The organism is Marinobacter sp. LQ44, from assembly GCF_001447155.2.
Lineage (GTDB): Bacteria > Pseudomonadota > Gammaproteobacteria > Pseudomonadales > Oleiphilaceae > Marinobacter.
The window spans coordinates 1-18,684 of sequence record NZ_CP014754.1 but is presented as its reverse complement, the minus strand read 5'-3'; the positions used below and the strand labels follow the sequence as shown (position 1 = coordinate 18,684).

General features: G+C 57.1%; 20 protein-coding genes and 1 tRNA gene. 10 read left to right on the top strand and 11 right to left on the bottom strand.

Annotation, left to right across the window (positions count from 1 at the left end):
• Window positions 1–7: 7 nt before the first annotated feature.
• Entirely contained in the window at window positions 8–991 is a 984-nt protein-coding gene (locus ASQ50_RS00105) for a zinc-dependent alcohol dehydrogenase (RefSeq protein ID WP_058089614.1), read from the bottom strand.
• Between the two features lie 111 nt (window positions 992–1,102).
• Between ASQ50_RS00105 and ASQ50_RS00100 the strand changes: the two genes are divergently transcribed.
• The 6 genes from ASQ50_RS00100 (at window position 1,103) to ASQ50_RS00075 (ending at window position 5,969) form a co-directional block, all read left to right on the top strand.
• Window positions 1,103–1,837: a CDP-alcohol phosphatidyltransferase family protein gene (locus tag ASQ50_RS00100; RefSeq protein WP_058089613.1), complete on the top strand. Its 735-nt coding sequence runs from the start codon at window positions 1,103–1,105 to the stop codon at window positions 1,835–1,837.
• On the top strand, window positions 1,827–2,417 hold the full coding sequence (locus tag ASQ50_RS00095; RefSeq protein ID WP_058089612.1) for a YceI family protein: 591 nt from the start codon (window positions 1,827–1,829) through the stop codon (window positions 2,415–2,417). The genes ASQ50_RS00100 and ASQ50_RS00095 overlap by 11 nt, the downstream gene beginning before the upstream one ends.
• A 136-nt stretch (window positions 2,418–2,553) precedes the next feature.
• Window positions 2,554–3,627, top strand: a complete 1,074-nt coding sequence (locus ASQ50_RS00090) for a hypothetical protein (protein WP_058089611.1) — start codon at window positions 2,554–2,556, stop codon at window positions 3,625–3,627.
• Between the two features lie 34 nt (window positions 3,628–3,661).
• A complete protein-coding gene (locus tag ASQ50_RS00085) occupies window positions 3,662–4,750 on the top strand; it encodes a hypothetical protein (protein ID WP_058089610.1) in 1,089 nt (362 codons plus the stop codon).
• Between the two features lie 136 nt (window positions 4,751–4,886).
• The gene (locus ASQ50_RS00080; protein WP_058089609.1) at window positions 4,887–5,837 is read left to right on the top strand and encodes a DMT family transporter; all 951 of its coding nucleotides are present in this window, start codon (window positions 4,887–4,889) and stop codon (window positions 5,835–5,837) included.
• A 55-nt stretch (window positions 5,838–5,892) separates the two neighbouring features.
• A tRNA-Val gene (locus tag ASQ50_RS00075) sits at window positions 5,893–5,969 on the top strand.
• A 76-nt stretch (window positions 5,970–6,045) separates the two neighbouring features.
• Here ASQ50_RS00075 and ASQ50_RS00070 read toward each other — a convergent pair.
• Window positions 6,046–6,222, bottom strand: coding sequence for a DUF2897 family protein (locus ASQ50_RS00070; RefSeq protein ID WP_227513225.1), 177 nt, complete (start codon window positions 6,220–6,222; stop codon window positions 6,046–6,048).
• 7 nt (window positions 6,223–6,229) lie between these two features.
• Entirely contained in the window at window positions 6,230–7,156 is a 927-nt protein-coding gene (locus tag ASQ50_RS00065) for an ROK family protein (protein ID WP_058089608.1), read from the bottom strand.
• A 103-nt stretch (window positions 7,157–7,259) separates the two neighbouring features.
• On the opposite strand from ASQ50_RS00065, the gene ASQ50_RS00060 reads away from it, so the two are divergent.
• Both ASQ50_RS00060 and ASQ50_RS21130 read left to right on the top strand, forming a co-directional pair.
• Window positions 7,260–8,066 carry an RluA family pseudouridine synthase gene (locus ASQ50_RS00060; protein ID WP_058089607.1) on the top strand — a complete coding sequence of 269 codons (807 nt, stop codon included), beginning with the start codon at window positions 7,260–7,262 and terminating at the stop codon, window positions 8,064–8,066.
• 250 nt (window positions 8,067–8,316) lie between these two features.
• On the top strand, window positions 8,317–9,156 hold the full coding sequence (locus ASQ50_RS21130) for a VWA domain-containing protein (RefSeq protein ID WP_058089606.1): 840 nt from the start codon (window positions 8,317–8,319) through the stop codon (window positions 9,154–9,156).
• A 78-nt stretch (window positions 9,157–9,234) separates the two neighbouring features.
• Here ASQ50_RS21130 and ASQ50_RS00050 read toward each other — a convergent pair whose 3' ends face one another.
• The 5 genes from ASQ50_RS00050 to dapA are packed head-to-tail and all read right to left on the bottom strand — an operon-like array spanning window position 9,235 to window position 13,822.
• Complete coding sequence (locus ASQ50_RS00050; protein ID WP_058089605.1) at window positions 9,235–10,242, bottom strand: NAD-dependent epimerase; 1,008 nt, start codon at window positions 10,240–10,242, stop codon at window positions 9,235–9,237.
• Window positions 10,243–10,292: 50 nt separating this feature from the next.
• Window positions 10,293–11,027, bottom strand: a complete 735-nt coding sequence (locus tag ASQ50_RS00045; RefSeq protein ID WP_058089604.1) for a TIGR04219 family outer membrane beta-barrel protein — start codon at window positions 11,025–11,027, stop codon at window positions 10,293–10,295.
• Window positions 11,028–11,056: 29 nt separating this feature from the next.
• Window positions 11,057–11,770: a phosphoribosylaminoimidazolesuccinocarboxamide synthase gene (purC, locus tag ASQ50_RS00040; RefSeq protein ID WP_058089603.1), complete on the bottom strand. Its 714-nt coding sequence runs from the start codon at window positions 11,768–11,770 to the stop codon at window positions 11,057–11,059.
• A 44-nt stretch (window positions 11,771–11,814) separates the two neighbouring features.
• The gene (bamC, locus tag ASQ50_RS00035; RefSeq protein WP_058089602.1) at window positions 11,815–12,909 is read right to left on the bottom strand and encodes an outer membrane protein assembly factor BamC; all 1,095 of its coding nucleotides are present in this window, start codon (window positions 12,907–12,909) and stop codon (window positions 11,815–11,817) included.
• Between the two features lie 34 nt (window positions 12,910–12,943).
• Window positions 12,944–13,822, bottom strand: coding sequence for a 4-hydroxy-tetrahydrodipicolinate synthase (dapA, locus tag ASQ50_RS00030; protein WP_058089601.1), 879 nt, complete (start codon window positions 13,820–13,822; stop codon window positions 12,944–12,946).
• A gap of 74 nt (window positions 13,823–13,896) precedes the next feature.
• Between dapA and ASQ50_RS00025 the strand changes: the two genes are divergently transcribed.
• Window positions 13,897–14,364, top strand: a complete 468-nt coding sequence (locus ASQ50_RS00025) for a peroxiredoxin (RefSeq protein ID WP_058089600.1) — start codon at window positions 13,897–13,899, stop codon at window positions 14,362–14,364.
• Window position 14,365: 1 nt separating this feature from the next.
• Here the strand turns inward: ASQ50_RS00025 and ASQ50_RS00020 are convergent, their stop codons facing one another.
• A complete protein-coding gene (locus ASQ50_RS00020; protein ID WP_058089599.1) occupies window positions 14,366–15,442 on the bottom strand; it encodes an AI-2E family transporter in 1,077 nt (358 codons plus the stop codon).
• A gap of 16 nt (window positions 15,443–15,458) precedes the next feature.
• Window positions 15,459–15,686, bottom strand: coding sequence for a sulfurtransferase TusA family protein (locus tag ASQ50_RS00015; RefSeq protein WP_058089598.1), 228 nt, complete (start codon window positions 15,684–15,686; stop codon window positions 15,459–15,461).
• Window positions 15,687–15,842: 156 nt separating this feature from the next.
• Here ASQ50_RS00015 and ASQ50_RS00010 point away from each other — a divergent pair, with 156 nt between their 5' ends.
• Window positions 15,843–17,312, top strand: a complete 1,470-nt coding sequence (locus tag ASQ50_RS00010) for a M48 family metalloprotease (protein WP_058089597.1) — start codon at window positions 15,843–15,845, stop codon at window positions 17,310–17,312.
• Window positions 17,313–17,321: 9 nt separating this feature from the next.
• Here the strand turns inward: ASQ50_RS00010 and nadA are convergent, their stop codons facing one another.
• On the bottom strand, window positions 17,322–18,383 hold the full coding sequence (gene nadA, locus ASQ50_RS00005; protein ID WP_058089875.1) for a quinolinate synthase NadA: 1,062 nt from the start codon (window positions 18,381–18,383) through the stop codon (window positions 17,322–17,324).
• Between the last annotated feature and the right edge of the window lie 301 nt (window positions 18,384–18,684).

Here is an 18,684-nt window from a genome sequence, read left to right as displayed (position 1 = left end):
TGTTTCCTCAGGAATAGGTAATTCGATGGCAGAGCGCATCCCCTGCTGGTGACAATATGGTGCTGGCAACCGCAGGAAGTTCGTCAAACCGGGATTCACCGCTGATCAGGTTGTCCAGCTCAGGCGCTCTGAGCAACTGCAGTGCAAGCTCAAGCCGCCGTGCATAACTCCAACGGGGCTGCCTGTGCGGCGGAATCTGCCCTACCTGGCTGGATTTAAGTTCAAGGCGGTTAGGATGAAAGGCATGGCCAAGGGGAACCGTGACCGGTTCGTTGCCATACCAGCTAAGCTCCACAATGCGAGCTTCTGGCCCGGCCATGGACAGGGCTGATGACAACCCCTCGCTCCGGCCGGATGCATGAATCACCAGGTCGCAATCACGGGCCGAAGCCTCGGTTGTGAATGGAAGCCCCAAAGCTTTGGCAATGTCAGCCCTGGACTCATTGGTATCGACAGCCAGCAGCTGGGTGCCGGGAATCTGTTTGACCAGCCAGGCCACCAGAAGCCCGACCACCCCCAGGCCAACCACGGCAACCCGGTCACCTACAGCGGGCTCGGCATCCCAGAGCCCGTTAATGGCGGTTTCCATATTGGCAGCAAGAATGGCGCGTCCCGGCGGCAGATCGTCCGGCAGTGCGGTGACGGCACTGGCCGGCACGCGGTAGTGCCTCTGGTGGGGGTACAGGCAAAAGACCCGCTTACCCATGAGGTGCTCTGGCCCGTCCTGCACTTCGCCAACATTGGCATAGCCATATTTGACCGGAAACGGAAACTGGCCCTCCTGAAAGGGTGCGCGCATTCGAAGGTATTCGTCCTGTGGAACCCGATTGTTAAATACCAGTGATTCCGTGCCCCGGCTGATCCCGGAATACAGCGTGCGCACGGTAACGATCTCTCCCCCGGCACTCTCAGGCCATTCCAGAGTCGCCGGCCGAAGTTCCCCCTGACCCGGGCCAGTCACCCAGAACGCCTGATTCCCTGATGACGTCATAAACAGTCCATTCTCTTGTTATCTCCGTAAGCAAAAGCATCTACCCCAAACTATAGTCATAGAACGGGGCCTAACACACGTACCAGTCAGGCTATACGGAAACGCTCGGATATGGATTCGATTCGCCCGGCAACATTTCAGATTCCTGCCACTGTGAGGGAGCTTGGTTGGGCTGCCCTACTGCTGTTTTTGGTGTTGCTGTCCGTGCACGAATGGTTCAGCCCGCCCGGCTGGTTCGGTCTGCTGGCGATTCTGATCTTCGCCACCCAGGGCGCCTTGATACTTACGCGTTGGCCAGCCCGACAAAACTTTGGCTGGGCCAACCGCACTACCCTGCTTCGATCCATCCTGGTCGTTTCCCTGGTGGCCTGGGCGCCGTTTCTGTCCGCTGCCGATTCTTCCGCGTTGTGGATTTACGCCGTGGCCTGCCTCATTGCGCTGATCCTTGATGGCGTGGATGGCAAGGTGGCCCGGGCCACCAACAGCAACAGTGAATTCGGCGCCCGGTTCGACATGGAGCTGGATGCGCTGTTTATCCTCGGCTTATGCGTTGCCACGATGGCTGTCGGCAAAGCCGGGCCATGGGTATTGATGCTTGCCCTGATGCGCTATGGCTTTCTGGCCGCCAGCCATTTCCTGACGTGGCTCAACCAACCACTGCCGGACAGTTTCCGGCGCAAAACAGTATGCGTATGGCAGATTGTTACGCTGATGATCGCCATACTTCCTCTTACCCCCACCGGGTTTGCCGGCACCACACTGGCCATGGCACTGGCCCTTCTGGGTTGGTCGTTTGCGCTGGATGTTCGCTGGCTCTACCAAAGGAGACACTATCATGAAAACTAAACTCGCCACCGCAACCCTGGCAGCCACCCTGCTCTCCACCGCGCCGCTGCTGCAGGCACAACCAACCAGATTCCAGGTGGACGATGAGCACTTCTCCATGGTCTTTGAGGTGATGCACATCGGCTACGCCCCGGTCATGGGCATGTTTCGCGAGGTGAAAGGCGAATTCGTCTATGACGAACAGACCGGGGAGCTGTCATCCGGTGAACTGGCCTTCAAGGCGAACAGCGTATTCAGCAATCACGGTAAACGGGATGATCACCTGCGCAACAAGGATTTCCTGGACACAAGAAGACACAAGGACATCACCTTTACCGTCACCGGCTTCGAACGCACGGGAGACAACACAGGCATCGTCACCGGCGATCTCACGCTTCTGGGCAAGACCAACCCCGTGGATGTGGATGTCACCCTCAACAAGGCTGACGTATATCCCTTCGGGCACGAAGAATACACACTCGGCCTCAGTGCGTCGGCCGTGATCAAGCGAAGCGATTGGGGTATGACTTACGGAATCGACGAAGGCATGGTCGGTGACGAGGTAGTACTGCGTTTTGCCTTTGAGGCGATCAAGGACTAATGCCATTGTGAGGTCTATCACACTTTAGAGTGAAAGTGGCGCATTGTCGGACAACTTTCATGCCGGTTACGACAAAACTGGCTATGGTTACTCTTTAACCAAAAGCAGTGAAATAACAATAAGAAGGTGATTCTACATGCCTTACAAGACACTGATGGCTACCGCCGTAGCGGTGGCCAGTATTTCAGGTACTGCGTGGCTGTTGTCCGCAGATAACGACGGCAAGTTCCGTTGGCTGCCTTTCGGCAGCCAGTCTGATCATCAGGAAGCAAGCGCCATGGCGGGCGGCAGCACGCCAGCGACGAGTGAGGTCAACAGTTCGGTCGCGCCTGCTCCCTCTGACAACGCCCTGGGGTTCATGCTCGCCAGCGTTGCAGACGACTACCAGCGAAGCGCCCGCTACCCCGACTACTCGGTACCATTGACCACCGCCCAGGCCGAAGCTTACCAGGGTAACCGGTACCACCCGGTTGAATTGCCACTGGAAGACGACGGCCGCTTCATCGTGACACTCGACAAGTTCCGCTTTACCCAGGGTGAGCCCATTCTTGTGGTGGCGTCCCTGAGTGGCCGGCAGGTGTTCGGCGATACCCTCTCGGCAACACTTGAGTCGGCCACCAAGAGGGGCAAGGCCGATTCAGCAGACCTGTCTGCCACGGAAGACAGCGGCTACTACCAGGGAACGATCACTTCCGATCATGAGCCAGGCGAATACCGGCTGATTGTAGAGGCCAGGGTTGATGGAAAGCCGGTCCGGCATGTGTCGTCTCTCTCCATTGAACCTGATCTCGGCGACTTCGGTGGTATCGACTCACCCTACGTGTCCGGCAATGACCTGGTTATCCCAGTCCGTTTCGATCCGGACCACGCCGGCTACTATGCGCTGTCCGCCCAGCTATACAACGGCCAGCGCGCTCTGGCCCAACTCAGTACTGAAGAATCCCTGAGCGGGGGCAGCGGTACGCTTGTGCTCAAGGCCCATGGCAGCGTGTTGGCGAACCAGGACATCGAAGGCCAGCTGCAACTCCGAAACCTGCAGTTACGCCAAATGCCGGACCGCCCTGGCGATCGCACCCATTACGCCTTCGGCCCAGACGATGGCTATGAGTTTTCACCGCCGGATCTTGGCAACCTGCGTGACACACCTGCGGTGAACACAGAATCAGAGCAACGGGCGGCGTTGCTGAGGCAGCTGGCCGACAAGTTCTGATAAACAACAATAAAACCGGAAAACGGAGCAAGCAATGATCAACAAAAACAAAAGATGCCTGAGTAAAACTGCATTATCGATAGCGCTGGCAGGCGGATTGTTCGCCACAACGGCGCAGGCCCAACTGGCGGGCCACAATGTGATCCTGGTGCACGGTTTCATGATGGAAAACCTGTCCCAGGCCCCCGCCAACATGCAAGAGGTGAAACAGGCCGGAGAAGACTACTGGCGGGATTACTGGCTGAACCGCGCCGAAGCGCGCATCGACTGGGCCAGTAACGGCCGGGTGGAAGGCGAGATTGCGCAGCAAGCCTACCAGCAGGTTCGACAAATCAGTCAGCAGGGATTGTGCAACAATTACTGCATTGTCGTGACCCATTCCACCAGTGACCTGGTTACCCGCCACCTCCTGGAGAACCAGGCTCGCTGGCTGCAATCCGAAGGCCTGCAACCGCTGAAAATCCTCGCGGTCATGGATCTTGCGGGGGCTGGCGGCGGTACCGAACTGGCCGACCTGGCAGTCAGCATTGCCTATAACGACAGCTGGTATAACTGGCCGGTAAAACAAGCTGTGCGTGCGTTCACCGGGATTGATCCACAGCCCGACAACCTGGGCGTGGTCAATGACCTGCAAACCAACACCGCCCGCAACCTGTCGGTAGGCCCCACGGCTATTCCCCGGCTGCGCTTTGTCGGTGGCGGTTCGTCCTACGGAGGAATCACCAAACCCTTCATTGCCGGCACCGATGACGGCGTGGTACCCACCCACTCCGCCTGCGGCGCCACCACCGCCAGCGGCATAGATTCGTGCTCCAACAGTATCAGTCTGGCGGGCAAGGTAAGCGGGCAGAATGGTCCTTCTGGCCTTTATTACAATCACTACCCGATTCTGATGAGCGAAGGCGCCAACCACAGTGCCGTAAAGGATACCCAGACCGGCAACATCTCTGTGCCGGTGGTGAACAACACTGTGCTCAATGGCTTACAGATCGACTTCGCCAGCCGCACTTACAACCAGCGGGCCTGGTGGCAACTTTGGGGCTCCGGTGACCAGTATGTCGAGGTCCCGAACTCCAACCAGACCAGCATGTCCAACCTGCTGTATACCACGCTCAACAACTGACACCACGGTTGTTGGCCGGGCTCAGGGATGAGCCATCTCCCTCCCTCTCGGTTTTCGCTGCTTTCTTTTTTAGTTCGCAAACTATAGATTTACCCTTCCTTGCACTTCACTCTGCCTGACCGGAGCCAGTTTCTTGATGTCTGACGCTCACAAATCCGATCTGTTGCTGGTTGTCGTTACCCTCCTGGCCGCGATCAGCTGGATGTTTTCTAAAGAAGCCGTACTGATGATGCCACCGTTGATGTTCATGGCGGCCCGGTTTCTGATCGCCGGCGGCGTGTTGGCGCTGATTGCGCTGCCGGCCCTGCGCCGGTTGGATGCCGACCAGGTGAAACGGAGCATGGGCGTCGGCCTGGTGTTTGGCATTGCCATGAGCTGCTGGATACTGGGCCTGTTCCATGGCGATAGCATGGGTGAAGGCGCGTTTCTCACCAGTCTTGGGGTTGTGATTGTGCCAATCATTGCCCGCGTGGTATTCGGTGAATCCCAGCCACTAAGTACCTGGCTTGCCATACCGATTGCGGTAGCGGGCCTGGCCCTGCTATCCCTTGAGAACGGTTTCCGGCCGGATCCGGGCCAGCTGTACTTCGTTGTGGCCGCGTTTATCTTTGCGCTTTACTTCACGCTCAACACCCGCGCCGCCAATCAGCGAACGGTCACCAATAAACGGGGCGAAACAATCGAGAAGCGAAAGGTGCCGGCGCTGCCCCTGACCGCCCTGGCCCTGCTGACAGTGGGCCTGGTAACCCTGGTGGAGTCTGCTATCAGCGAGCCCTGGGCACCCACTCTCAACAACCCGCCGCCCATTCTGATGGTTTGGGTGCTGGCCAGTGCCATCGTCGGCACAGCCGGGCGCTTTCTGCTGCAGACCTATGCACAGAGCCTTTCGGTACACAGTCACGGCGTGGTGATTCTGGTGCTGGAACCCGTGTGGGTGGCACTGTTTGCCGCAGCCTGGTTTGGTGAGACCATGTCTGCGCTGCAACTGGCGGGGTGTGGGCTGATTTTCATGGCGCTGCTGGTGAACCGCTGGAACGCTCTGAGCCGCGCCATCAAAGGCTTTCTGAAACCGGTAAAAACTGCCTGAAAGAGGTTGACCAAGGGGAACGAAATCCGTATATTTCCACCCCGTTGCAGGATACAGGACCATAGCTCAGTTGGTTAGAGCGCTACCTTGACATGGTAGAGGTCCGCGGTTCGAATCCGCGTGGTCCTACCAATTCTGCAAAGAAAGTCAGTTACTTACGAGCAACGTGAGAACTGGCTTTTTTTATGCCTGCGCGAATCATCGCTGATTACCAGTCGTCCTTTTCCTGTTTTTCCTTCTCTTCCAGCTCTGCTTTTCGTTTACGGATTTTCTCCAGCTTGTGCTCGGGAATTTTCATGTTGCTGCTGTCTCTCAACAACAGAAGACTGCCGATAACCATGCCGAAGGCGAGCAGTATAAATATCCATCCTATTGCAGGCATCATGTTCTCCTTATGCCGGATCTGTTTCCTGGGCCGCCAACCATGCTGCCCCGCGCACGCCACTGGAATCGCCGTGTATCGCTGGCCGGACCTGGGTCGAGCATTCGCCACCGAAAACATACTGCGGCAGCCGCCCCGGCAGGGATTGGTAGAGTTCCGGCACATTGCTCATGCCACCACCCAACACAATCATATCTGGGTCCAGAAGATTGATAACGGCGGCCAGGCCCTTGGCCAGATGCTCAATATAGAGGTCCAACGTCAAACGGCACTTGCGGTCGCCCTGCCGAGCGCCGGCAACAATCTCCTGTGCCGAGGCTTTGTCGCCCCAGGATAGCCGATGGGTCAAGCTGAAGCCGGTACCAGACAGAAAGGTCTCGTTACAGCCTCGTTGCCCGCAAAAGCAAGGACGTTCATCCAGGTCTCCCTGTGGTGTCCAGGGCAACGGGTTATGCCCCCACTCACCGGCCACACCATTGGGGCCCGTCAACAGTCGCCCATCCACACTGATTCCAGCGCCACAACCAGTTCCCAGAATGGCAGCGAAGACAACGCTTGCATCCTTCCCTGCACCATCTGTGGCTTCCGATAATGCCAGGCAGTTGGCATCGTTGGTCAGGGCAACCGATCGGCCCAGCAGTTGGCCAAGGTCATCCGCCATGGGCCTGCCATTGAGCCAGGTGGAATTGGCGTTCTTGATTAGACCGGTAACGCCAGACACCGTTCCCGGAATACCAATGCCTACCGGCAAGCCGCGTTGGCTGGCATATTGTTCGGCTCGTTCGATCAGTGTTTGGATGGTGGCCAGGGTGGCCTGATAGTCACCGGCAGGGGTTGGCACCCGATGCCGAAAGTGTTCCTGGTGGTTCTCATCCAGCAGGATCACTTCCGTTTTGGTGCCTCCCAGATCAATACCGGTTAACCAGCGTTTGGACATTCGTAAAGATCGCCTTTGGTATCGGTTTGCTGCATAAACTGACTGCGCTTTTGGCTATAATCCCAGACTTTACCCATCCTAACCAGAGCGACCACCCCCGGCCATGAGACGTACCCTGGACCTGACCGTTTCGGAATCACAACTTGCCGTCGATGCGCTAGCCGAGGCGTCAGGGCTCCCCAAGCAGCGAATCAAGGATGCCATGGCCAAAGGTGCCTGCTGGTGGCCCCAGAAGGGCAAGCAGGTTCGGTTGCGAAAAGCCAAACGGGAGTTAAAGCCAGGCACCCGGATTCAACTGTTCTACGATGACCAGGTGCTGGGCCTCAAGCCGGAGCAACCTGATCTGCTAGAAGACCTGGGCCGCTACAGCCTCTGGTACAAACCCCACGGCCTGTTAGCCCAGGGTTCCCAATGGGGTGACCACTGCAGCCTGCTTCGGCTGGCAGAGGTTGCCTTGAGCAGGCCCTGTTATCTGGTACACCGGCTGGACGCCGATGCTGCCGGGCTGATGCTGGTAGCCCACGACAGCAAAGCGGCCGGTGCTCTGTCCCAACTGTTCTCCGGCCGCACCGTCACCAAGACCTACCAGGCTACCGTGACCGGCCACCTGAATGCGGATGACCTTGTCATCGACGCGCCACTCGACGGCAAGGAATCCCTGAGCCGCGTCACCACCCTGGCGATAGATCCCGAGGAAAACACCTCCGACGTACAGGTGCTTATCGAAACCGGGCGCAAACATCAGATTCGCCGGCATCTTGCAGGTATTGGCCACGCCATCGTCGGTGACAAGCTTTACGGCAGCCCCCACCCCTCCGGGCTTTGCCTGAAGGCCGTTCAGCTTCAGTTTGTTTGCCCACTGACCGGGAAAGCAAGAAACTTCAGCGCCCCTTCGCAGGATATTAACTAACGCTGTTGGTTACAGCCCCCGCAAAACAATGTCAGCTTTCTATACATATCAGATGCGTCATATCTAAGCTTTTCAGCCAGAACCTGAAGAATATCCCGGCATCACAGCGCGTTAGGCTTGCGTTAAGCCTTGTGGCACAGGCTATGCAGGGCTTACTGATGCCTGCATAGGTGTAACTACTCGGGAGTCAGCCGGTAAAGCAGTACGGTACGGATGCCCGCCTACAGCACTCAGTCTGGATGAGGTAACGATGATGAAACTCAAGCGATTTCTTTCAGGTTTGATACTTTCGACGGCGGCCGCTATCGCTCCGGTGCATGCCGCTCCAATCCTCAGCGATATTGTCTTTGTCGTTGACGAATCTGGTTCCATGGGAACTGTCCAGGCAAATCTACGGGACAACATCGGGTTGTTTGCCAGCATCCTCACCGGCACCGGGCAAGTCGACGCCCGGTACGGGCTGGTGGGTTATGGTGATAGTGCCGCCGTTCCACGGATGGTAACCGATCTGACCGATCCCACCAGTTTTGCCACCGCAGCGCAGGGATTGAAGATTAACGGTTGGATTGAACCAGGCTACACCGCCACCGCTTTTGCCCTGAATGCTTTGGATGGCCAGAATGATCTGTTTTCGTTCCGAAGCAATGCCGTCAAGAACATTATTATTCTGACGGATGAACCATCCAATGGTGATACGGTTGCACGGGGCAGCGTCGGCGGCCAGGCTGTCTCAGAGTCGTTGCTTGACGGATTGCTCACAGCGAATAATGCTCTCTACAACGGTGTTTTGGGCCCGCTCTACGGTACACCCGCGTCTTACACCGACCTCATTACTAACCATGGCGGAACCGTCTTTGATCTGAACCTGTTTAACACATCAGATCAAACGATTGTTCAGCAGTTCGTGACCGATTTTGCGAACAAGAAACTTCAGGAAACCCTGGATTTCTGTCAGCTGAACCCGACACACCCGGCTTGCCAGCCGTCCGCATCCGTACCGGAGCCATCTTCTCTGGCGCTGATTGGCCTGGGACTGTTGGGAATATTTACACGTTATCGCAGGCGCCCCGTGGCGTCAGTGGCGGTGTGAGTGCCTGAATAGTCGTATACCAACAAAAACAGCCAGCGTATTGCGCTGGCTGTTTTTGTACTGACGCTAACCCGGCTTTTACACCTTGTAGAAATCCCGATACCAATCCACAAAGTTGGCGATGCCCTCTTCCACTGTAGTGTCGGGTTTGTAGCCTACGTCTGTGATCAAGTCATCCACATTGGCGTAGGTGGCCGGCACATCACCCGGCTGCAGTGGCAGCAGGTTCTTTTCCGCTTTCTTGCCCACACGCTCTTCAATGATTTCAATAAAGCGGGACAGCTCTACCGGGTTGTTACTACCGATGTTGTAGATCCGGTACGGGCCTTTACCGGTGCCAGGGTCCGGCTTCTCGCCAGACCAGTCCGGATTGGCTTCTGCCACATGGTCCAGGGTGCGGATAACACCTTCAACGATGTCGTCAATGTAGGTGAAATCCCGGCGGTGATGGCCATGGTTGAACACGTCAATGGGCTCACCGGCCAGGATCTTTTTGGTGAAGATAAACAGCGCCATGTCTGGCCGGCCCCATGGGCCGTATACGGTGAAGAACCGCAGGCCAGTGGTGGGCAGGTTGTACAGGTGGCTGTAGGTGTGCGCCATCAGCTCGTTGGCCTTCTTGGAGGCCGCATACAGGCTCAGGGGATGATCCACGTTATCATGCACCGAGAACGGCATGGTTTCGTTGGCACCGTAGACCGAGCTGCTGGACGCGTACACCAGGTGCTTTACATCGTTATGGCGACAGCCTTCGAGGATATTCATGAAGCCAACCAGGTTGGCGTCCACGTAAGCATGGGGATTTTCAAGGGAGTAACGGACGCCGGCCTGGGCCGCCAGGTGCACTACCCTCTCGGGTTTGTGCTCTCGGAACAAGGCTTCCATTGCTTGTCTGTCCGCCACGTCCTGGCGCACTTCGGTGAATCCTGCCTTCCCGGTTAACCGGGCAAGCCGGGCTTCTTTGAGGTTCACGTCGTAATAATCGTTCACGTTATCCACGCCGATCACTTCATCGCCGCGATCCAGCAGTCGATGGGCCAGGTGTGAACCAATAAAGCCGGCGGTTCCGGTAACGAGGATTTTCAAGATCTGTTCTCCATGAAAAATGGCGCCCGGGGGCGCCTTTTAATGCTAACTCAGAATCGGAGGCCAGCGCTGACAAACGGGCCGCTGAGTTCGATATCCAGGTTGTCGTCGCCGTCCTCATAGTCGAGAGAAATCTGGCGATAGCCCGCCCGCAACTGCAGCAGCGACATTTCATACTGCCCATACACGTTGAAGTCGTAGACCGAGCCGCCATCGTAGGTAATGGCGTTGGCGTCACCACCCACAGAAACCCCGGTGAATGGCAGGTCAAAGCGGGCGGCTGCGTAGACCAGGGGTAACACGGCGTCGGCCTTGGTTTCAGAGAACTGGCTGGTGTCGTTCCTGTTCTGAACAAGTAACTCGCCCGAGAAATCCCGAACGGTCAGGCCAAGATCCAGATTCACCCAGTTATCCAGGATTTCGTAATACAGGGTGACGTCCAGCTGTTCCAGCTCGAGCTCAGAGCGAACATTCGCGCCGGCAGTAATACCATCATAAGTTACATCCAGCTGGCCATTACCGCTCTGCTTCGTACGGGTATAAGCCAGCCGTACGTTTGGCAGCACCGGAACCGGGTGTTCGAAATACGCGGTGAGATTGGCATTGGAATCGCTGCTGAGGTTGAGGTCCCGCTCCAGATCTACCCGGTCGTTGCCTTTGGACGCCTCGCCCGAATAGTCGGCATCCCAGTAGCCAACCGTGGCGCCTACGCCCAGAATATCCGCGGAGACCACTGGAGCGGCAGCCAGCATGCTCGCGCCCATTACCATCATCAATTTACGCATATCACACCCGTTGTTGTCGGTTTTTATATTCAGTCGAACTGGATACCCAGACGACGCCCCACTTCTTCGTAGGTTTCGATCACTTCACCCAGGCCCTGGCGGAAGCGGTCTTTATCCATCTTTTTACGGGTTTCCTTATCCCAGATACGACAGCCATCCGGGCTGAATTCATCACCCAATACGATCTGGCCTTCGCTGCGACCAAACTCCAGCTTGTAGTCCACCAGCAACATGCCGGCGTCATCAAACAGGGCTTTGAGTACGTCATTCACCTTGTAGGTGAGTTCTTTCATGCGCGCCAGTTCCTCAGCGCTGGCCCAACCAAAGCTGACCGCCAGTGACTCGTTCACCATGGGGTCGTGCAGCGCGTCGTTCTTCAGGAACAGTTCGAAGGTCGGCGGGTTAAGCTCCTGGCCTTCTTCCACGCCCAATCGACGGCACAGGCTGCCGGCCGAGATATTTCGAACCACGCACTCAACCGGAATCATCTCGAGCTTTTTCACCAGGGATTCAGTGTCAGACAACAGGCCCTCGAAGTGGGTCGGAATGCCTGCTGCTTCGAGCTTGTCCATGATGAAGGCATTGAACTTGTTGTTCACCATGCCCTTTCGGTTCAGCTGTTCTTTCTTCTCGCCATCAAAGGCGGAGGTGTCATCCCGGAACACCAGTACAAAACGGTTCGGGTCGTCTGTGCGGAATACCGATTTGGCTTTGCCCGCGTATAGTTCTTCGCGCTTTTCCATTTAGATCTCCAGAATCGGACAGCGGCCTTGCCGGCCGCCCCGAATCAATACAGGTGTTCAAATAGTTGTGTGAGCAGGTCTGACGCGCTGTACTCACCAGTATAGCTGTCCAGCCTCTCAGCTGTGACAAACAGGGCGTCTTCACGCTGTTCAATGTTCACGGTATGGGTGTGGCGGGGTTCGGCCTTATTGCTAAACCAGGAGAACCAGCCCGGGGTGCGTTCGTCTTCGGTACGGAAGTCCACGTGGAACCAACGCTCACTCCGGTTAAGGTCCTGGATGTCTGCGCCAATCTCCTCAAGGGAACGGTTCACTTCCGCCCAGGTGCGGCCGAAATCAAGCTCAACGCGCACAGCGACCGCCTGGTCATCTTCAGACAGCAGCCTCACCAATGGCTGGGCAATCATGCCCGATGCCGCCCGTGAGAACGACTTGCTGTCTTCACGCTGCTTCATGAATTCACCAAGCTCGGCCAACAGCGCTTTTTTCCTGCCCTGGGCGCGGGTGTCGGATTCCTGATCCGACTGCCAGGCAACGAGCCCGTCAGGCGCGTCATCAAGCTCCAGAATCCGTAGCCGGATTTCGGTGGTCTTGCGTCGAATGCCCGGAGCCAATCGCATCTGCAAAAGCACCCGGGGCTCCTGAGCGACCGGGTCATCAGCCAGCCCCAGCATGTCACGGCTGCGCTTGCTGAAGTTGGCCAGTTCACTCTGGAGGATACCCAACTGGGGGTTATCATAAGCCACGCCAAGGCCGGCATCGTTCATCCAGGCACTGGCGACCGGCCACAGGCGGCCGGGCACTTCGTTGACCAGAAGCCAGACACGACCATCCAGTTCCTCGATCACGTAGTTCTGATCCAGAATTTCCGAGGTCATGTCCGGTGGGCGCGGGATGGAAGACGGAAACAGCCGGCGTGAATCATCCGTATTGATGCTCCGAACCGGCATGATCTGGCTCAGCCTGGAATCGTCTGCACCCTCGGGAACCTTGATCGGTTCGCCTTCCGGCGCGTGAACGTATCGCTGGGAGCGATCCTCCAGGATGCCACACCCAACCAGGGTGCTGGCCAACAGGAGCCCGGCTAACGGCCGGAACAGGAATGTCTTGGTGTTACGGGCTCTTCCAGGAACCTGCATCGAGTTACTCCGGTAAAACGGGAATCGGTTGGCCTCAGAGAACACCTGAGGCCTTAAGTGCATCTTCCACCTCGGCGTGGAACTTCTCGCTCAGCGGCGTCAGCGGCAAGCGAATGCCCTCACCGATCATCCCCATGCGATGCAGTGCCCATTTAACCGGAATCGGGTTGGCTTCCAGGAACAGCTTGCGGTTCAGCGGCATCAGCAGGTCATTCAGACGATGTGTCTCGGCTTCGTCACCTTTGATGGCCGCCTCGCACAACTGGGACATGGCTTTGGGCGCCACGTTGGCAGTCACAGACACATTGCCCTTGGCGCCCGCCAGCATCAGGTCTGCTGCGGTGGCATCGTCGCCGGAGTAGACCGCCAGGCGGCCATCCAGGGCTTCGATCAGCTCGGCACCACGGGGAATGTTGCCGGTAGCGTCTTTGATGGCAACGATATTGGGGATATCCGCCAGGCGCAGTACGGTTTCATTTAGCATGTCGCACGCTGTGCGGCCAGGCACGTTGTAAAGCATCTGACTCATGCCCGGCACGGCCTCGGCAATGGCTTTGAAGTGCTGATAGAGACCCTCCTGGGTTGGCTTGTTGTAATAAGGCACCACCAACAGACAGGCATCGGCCCCCAGCTTATGGGCTTCGGACGTCAGCTCAATGGCTTCCCGAGTACTGTTACCACCGGTGCCGGCGATAACAGGAATCCGGCCATCGACCCGTTTTATGATGTGGCCGATAACCCGACAATGCTCCTCGGGGTCCAGCGTTGCGGATTCGCCGGTGGTACCCACAGCAACGATGCCGTGCGTGCCGTTTTCAATATGAAAGTCCACCAGCTTGTCCAGATCCTCCCAGTGAATGTCACCGTTTGGATGCATGGGCGTGACCAGCGCGACAAGGCTACCCGTAATCATAAAAACTCCGTCCGAATAAAAGCGATATGGTAATGTTGGGCTCGAACTGACACAAGGGAATTAAAGGAGATGTCATGTCATCCGTAGCATTGAACCAACCCGTGCCCGATTTTGAAGCCGAGGCGACCGACGACCAGATTATCAGACTGGCCGACCTCCGGGGTAAAAACGTCGTCATCTACTTCTACCCGAAGGACAACACACCCGGATGTACCACCGAAGGCCAGGATTTCCGGGACAGGATGCCTCAGTTCCGCGAGCTTGATACCGAAATCTTTGGTGTATCCAGAGACGGGCTCAAGGCTCACGCCAATTTCCGGAGCAAGCATCAGTTTCCGTTCCACCTGATCTCGGACAAAGACGAGGCCCTGTGCAAGCTGTTTGATGTGATCAAACTGAAAAAACTGTACGGCAAGGAGCACCTGGGTATCGAGCGTAGTACCTTCCTGATCGACAAGGAAGGCATCCTGAGACGGGAGTGGCGTGGCGTTAAGGTAAATGGCCACGCCGACGAGGTACTGGAAGCCGTCAAGGCACTCTGACCTACTCTGATGCCGCCGGTGAGGGCTCGGATTCCTTCACCGGCCAGGCAGCAAACACCGCCTTGAACATGGTGGCCAGCGGAATCGCAAAGAACACGCCCCACAACCCCCAGATACCGCCGAAGAACAGAACCGCCACGATAATGGCAACCGGGTGCAGGTTGTTCACCTCCGAGAACAGGATAGGCACCAACACATTGCCATCCAGCGCCTGAATGATGCCATATACCACCATTACCCAGATGAAATGGGAACTCCAGCCGAACGCAAACAGGGCGATCACCGCGACCGGAATGGTGACCACGGCGGCGCCGATGTAAGGAACCACCACGCTCAAGCCTACCAGCAATGACAGCAATGCTGCGTAGGGCATACCCAGAAGCTTGAAGGCGGCGTAAGTGACCACGCCAACGATCAGAATTTCAACTGCCTTGCCCCGGACGTAATTTGCGCACTGGAGATTTACCTCCTGCCAGATGCGAATCATCATCGGGCGCTGGGGAGGCAGCATCCGGCCAATGGAAGCGACCAGTACACGTCGGTCTTTCATGAAAAAGAACACCAGAATCGGCACCAGGACCATGTAGATCAGCAGCGCTACCAGGTCTGGAATGCTTGATAGAGAGAACGAGACCAGTACCTGGGTCATATGAGCGACTTCTGCCGATACCTGGCGGTATATGGTGTCTACTGCCTCCATGGAAATCAGATGAGGATATTCCTCCGGCAGGAGCTCAAGGTAAGACTGAAGCTCGCGAATGATTCGAGGTGCTTCACCGGCAAGGTTACTGACCTGCGTCCAGATCAGTGGCAACAGCCCGAAAATAAACCCGACCAGAACACCGAGGAACACCACAAACACGCTGATGATCGCCACCAGTTCGGGTACACCCATCTTGTGCAGCTTGGCAACCAGGCCCTGAAGGATAAACGCGATAATCAATGACGCGATCGCCGGTGCCAGCATGGCGCCGAACAGAATGACAAAAACCGTACCGGTAACCAGAAGCAGAAACAGAATCACTGCTTCTTCATCAGAAAAATACTTGTGGGCTAGACCGCGCAGAATTCTGACCATGAACAACTCCGGAAGATTAACCGCCGCACTTTATCACGAAACGGAATTCGCCGTGATGCTCTGACTGGCTGACCAAAGTATGAGAAGACATTCCAAGCCAGGCCGGGATATCCCGGGCAGAACCCGAATCCGTTGCAATCACTTCAAGCTCTTGCCCGGCATTCATGGCGTTGAGTTCCAGCTTTGTTTTGAGAAGTGGCATCGGGCAACGCAGCCCGGAGGCATCCAGAATTCGATCAGCCATGTTAAGCGAACACCATTACCATTTATCCAATAATCGAGCAGGCATTATGCCGGGGGTGTTACCCTATTGCATCTCAAGTCTTCGTAATACAGATAAGAACTTTCCGGGCTATGCTGATGTCAAAGTGGCAAATCCCCACGGGTGTGACTGAAATCCATGAATCGAACTGATCGCCAGAATCCTGTCTGCCGTTTACTGACCACATTTGCTCTGGCACTCCCCCTGCTGCTCTCCGGCGGGTTCAGCCATGCCCAGGAATCCAGCCTGCCCAGCATAGGCGGCAGCGCGGGCCTCATTTCCGGCCAGCAGGAAGCGGAAATCGGCCAGCAGGTGATGGCGTCTATCCGGCGTTCCGCACCCCAGATACAAGACCCGCTGGTATACGACTACCTGCACGCCATTACCTACAAACTGGTGCCCTCTGCCCCGCTGGATAACCGGGAACTGAAGCTGGTTCTGATCGACAGCCCTGCCCTTAACGCCTTCGCCGTCCCGGGCGGTATCGTGGGCGTTAATGGTGGACTGTTCCTCAATGCCGCAACGGAACAGCAGTTTGCCTCGGTCATGGCCCACGAACTGGCGCATTTGAGCCAACGTCACTTTGCCCGCCGCATGGAGCAACAGGAAACCAGCGCACCGCTGACACTGGCCGGGATGATCGCCGGTATCGTGCTGTCCGCGGTTACCCAATCCGATATTGGCATTGCCGCCATCGCCGGCACCCAGGCCCTGTCAATCCAGAACATGCTGGCCTACAGCCGGGCCCATGAACAGGAGGCCGACCGGGTGGGCATGGAGATTCTGGCCAACGCCGGCCTCGACCCGCGCGGCATGCCGGAAATGTTCGAAATCATGATGAGACAGAACCGGCTACAGGGAAATCAGATGCCCGAGTACCTGTCGACCCACCCATTAACCCAGAACCGGGTCGCCGACAGCCGCAACCGGGCGGAACAGTATCCCGACGAACGCATCCGGGATGGCCAGGAATATCACCTGGTTCGTAGCCGCCTGCAGGTGCGTTACGCCTCGTCAGCGCAACTGGCAGTCGAGACGTTCGAGGATTACCTGGCAAGGGATGATGCCAAACGCAACGACGCCATTCGCTACGGGCTGGCCGTGGCCTATCAGCGCAACCAGCAATACGACAAGGCCGAGCGCATACTGCGGGAACTTCTGGACGGCAGCCCGGGCAGAATTACCTTTCAGGTGACCCTGGCCGACGTGATGCTGGACCAGAAACGTTATGAAGACGCACGGACATTGCTGCGGCAGGCGTTATCCAGAAACCCGCGCAACTACCCCATCACCTGGACACTCGCGGAAATCGAGATTGCCGACGGAAATGGGGATACCGCCGCCGGCTTGCTGCGGGACCTGGCCCGGCGCCTGCCGGAACGGGAACAGATCTGGTTACGACTCGCCGAAGCCGAGGGCATGGCCAGGAATATCGTGGGTGTGCACCGCGCACGGGCAGAATACTATGCCCTGATGGGGGACTTGCAATCCGCCCAACGCCAGTTGCGCCAGGCCCAGGAAAAGCTGCCCGCCGGGTCTGCCGAACGGCAGGTAGTCAACGAACGCCTGAACGACATTACTGACAGACTGCAAGCCCGGCGAGGCTAACGGGGATGGTCAGGCGTTTCCGGCAGCTTTCAGGTTCATGTTGGCGGTGAAATCCAGCATCCGGCGCAGCGGGCGCAACGCATCTTCACGCAGGGTCGGGTCAACCAGCACTTCCTGATCGCCCCGTTCCAACACCGCAAGCAGGTTCTCAAGGCCGTTCATAGCCATCCAGGGGCAGTGGGCACAACTGCGACAGGTGGCGCCATTACCCGCCGTTGGAGCTTCAATCAGCGTCTTGTTGGGCGCCAGTTGCTGCATCTTGTAGAAAATACCGTTATCCGTGGCCACGATGAATTCTTCATTGGGCAGCGTCTGGACCGCGTGAATCAACTGAGAGGTTGAACCGACCACATCAGCCATCTCCACCACCGCGTCGGGAGATTCCGGATGCACCAGTACAGCTGCCTCGGGATAAAGCGCCTTGAGATCTTCCAGGCCCCGATGCTTGAACTCTTCATGCACGATACAGGAGCCATCCCACAACAACACATCAGCGCCCGTTGTCTTCTGCACGTAGTGGCCCAGGTGTTTGTCCGGCGCCCACAGGATCTTCTCCCCTCTGGCATCCAGATGCTCAACAATGGCCTGGGCGCAGCTGGAGGTCACCACCCAGTCCGCCCTCGCCTTTACGGCCGCAGAAGTGTTCGCGTACACCACCACCGTCCGGTCCGAATGTTGATCGCAGAAAGCGGAAAACTCATCCGCGGGGCAGCCAATATCGAGGGAGCAGGTAGCCTCCAGCGTGGGCATCAGCACCCGCTTCTCGGGATTCAGAATCTTGGCGGTTTCACCCATGAAACGGACACCAGCCACCACCACCGTAGACGCAGGATGCTGGTTACCAAACCGTGCCATTTCCAGGGAATCGGCAACACAGCCGCCGGTTTCCTCGGCAAGACGCTGGATATCCGGATCTGTGTAGTAATGGGCCACGAGCACAGCATCCTTCTCTTTGAGGGCTGCCTTGATGCGTGCCTCAAGCTCAGCTTTCTCGCTGGCACTCAGGGCCTTTGGCTCCGCTTCGTGTGCCAGATGTTCCTGAACAAGGATACGGTCTTGCGCTCGTGTCATTTCTGGATCTCTGAAGTTACTGTTACCGCGAGAGTATATCACTTCCGGGCGTGTTTTCATGGGGCTGTAACCCAGTGTCCCGTCTGGCTAATTCCTTAATCTACTGCTTGCCTCTGAGGACTCTGACCAAGGCGTCAGTCGGCAGATGTGGTGGTTCCACATCAAGGACTGACAACACCGGCTCAGAGTCCTCAGAGGCAAGCCCTTCGGGAGCTTCTGAGAAGCCGAAAAGCGTCGTTCTGCTGTCTCGATTTGGAACCACCAAACCTTCACCAGCACGCCTAGCTCTTCGGCTTCTCAG

What these genes read in the sequence shown, in the direction of transcription:
- nadA (WP_058089875.1), bottom strand. Translation starts at nt 18,383, where the DNA reads ATGACACGAGCGCAAGACCGTATCCTTGTTCAGGAACATCTGGCACAC.
- ASQ50_RS00105 (WP_058089614.1), bottom strand. Translation starts at nt 991, where the DNA reads ATGACGTCATCAGGGAATCAGGCGTTCTGGGTGACTGGCCCGGGTCAG.
- ASQ50_RS00095 (WP_058089612.1), top strand. Translation starts at nt 1,827, where the DNA reads ATGAAAACTAAACTCGCCACCGCAACCCTGGCAGCCACCCTGCTCTCC.
- ASQ50_RS00100 (WP_058089613.1), top strand. Translation starts at nt 1,103, where the DNA reads ATGGATTCGATTCGCCCGGCAACATTTCAGATTCCTGCCACTGTGAGG.
- purC (WP_058089603.1), bottom strand. Translation starts at nt 11,770, where the DNA reads ATGGAAAAGCGCGAAGAACTATACGCGGGCAAAGCCAAATCGGTATTC.
- ASQ50_RS00085 (WP_058089610.1), top strand. Translation starts at nt 3,662, where the DNA reads ATGATCAACAAAAACAAAAGATGCCTGAGTAAAACTGCATTATCGATA.
- ASQ50_RS00090 (WP_058089611.1), top strand. Translation starts at nt 2,554, where the DNA reads ATGCCTTACAAGACACTGATGGCTACCGCCGTAGCGGTGGCCAGTATT.
- ASQ50_RS00070 (WP_227513225.1), bottom strand. Translation starts at nt 6,222, where the DNA reads ATGATGCCTGCAATAGGATGGATATTTATACTGCTCGCCTTCGGCATG.
- ASQ50_RS00015 (WP_058089598.1), bottom strand. Translation starts at nt 15,686, where the DNA reads ATGGCTGATCGAATTCTGGATGCCTCCGGGCTGCGTTGCCCGATGCCA.
- ASQ50_RS00080 (WP_058089609.1), top strand. Translation starts at nt 4,887, where the DNA reads ATGTCTGACGCTCACAAATCCGATCTGTTGCTGGTTGTCGTTACCCTC.
- bamC (WP_058089602.1), bottom strand. Translation starts at nt 12,909, where the DNA reads ATGCAGGTTCCTGGAAGAGCCCGTAACACCAAGACATTCCTGTTCCGG.
- ASQ50_RS00065 (WP_058089608.1), bottom strand. Translation starts at nt 7,156, where the DNA reads ATGTCCAAACGCTGGTTAACCGGTATTGATCTGGGAGGCACCAAAACG.
- ASQ50_RS00010 (WP_058089597.1), top strand. Translation starts at nt 15,843, where the DNA reads ATGAATCGAACTGATCGCCAGAATCCTGTCTGCCGTTTACTGACCACA.
- dapA (WP_058089601.1), bottom strand. Translation starts at nt 13,822, where the DNA reads ATGATTACGGGTAGCCTTGTCGCGCTGGTCACGCCCATGCATCCAAAC.
- ASQ50_RS00060 (WP_058089607.1), top strand. Translation starts at nt 7,260, where the DNA reads ATGAGACGTACCCTGGACCTGACCGTTTCGGAATCACAACTTGCCGTC.
- ASQ50_RS21130 (WP_058089606.1), top strand. Translation starts at nt 8,317, where the DNA reads ATGATGAAACTCAAGCGATTTCTTTCAGGTTTGATACTTTCGACGGCG.
- ASQ50_RS00020 (WP_058089599.1), bottom strand. Translation starts at nt 15,442, where the DNA reads ATGGTCAGAATTCTGCGCGGTCTAGCCCACAAGTATTTTTCTGATGAA.
- ASQ50_RS00025 (WP_058089600.1), top strand. Translation starts at nt 13,897, where the DNA reads ATGTCATCCGTAGCATTGAACCAACCCGTGCCCGATTTTGAAGCCGAG.
- ASQ50_RS00045 (WP_058089604.1), bottom strand. Translation starts at nt 11,027, where the DNA reads ATGCGTAAATTGATGATGGTAATGGGCGCGAGCATGCTGGCTGCCGCT.